Annotated in this window: 1 protein-coding gene; it reads left to right on the forward strand. The window is 65.4% G+C overall.

Annotated features, from left to right (window positions below):
* Positions 1 to 243, forward strand: a 243-nt coding sequence (locus CVH10_RS23580; protein WP_181244734.1) for an NADH-quinone oxidoreductase subunit C, incomplete at both ends; no start/stop codon positions are given.

Below are 243 nucleotides of genomic sequence, written 5' to 3' on the forward strand. Positions count from 1 at the left end.
GACATGTACGGCATGCTGTTCTCGGGCCACCCGGACCTGCGCCGCCTGCTGACGGACTATGGTTTCGAGGGGCATCCGCTCCGCAAGGACTTCCCCATGACGGGCTATGTCGAGGTCCGTTACGACGAGGAACAGCGCCGCGTGGTCTATGAGCCTGTCAAGCTGACGCAGGAGTTCCGCACGTTCGACTTCCTGTCGCCGTGGGAAGGCGCCGAATACCCCGCGCCGGTCCTGCCGGGCGAC

It is taken from the genome of Halomonas sp. ND22Bw (assembly GCF_003011945.1).
GTDB lineage: Bacteria > Pseudomonadota > Gammaproteobacteria > Pseudomonadales > Halomonadaceae > Halomonas > Halomonas halophila.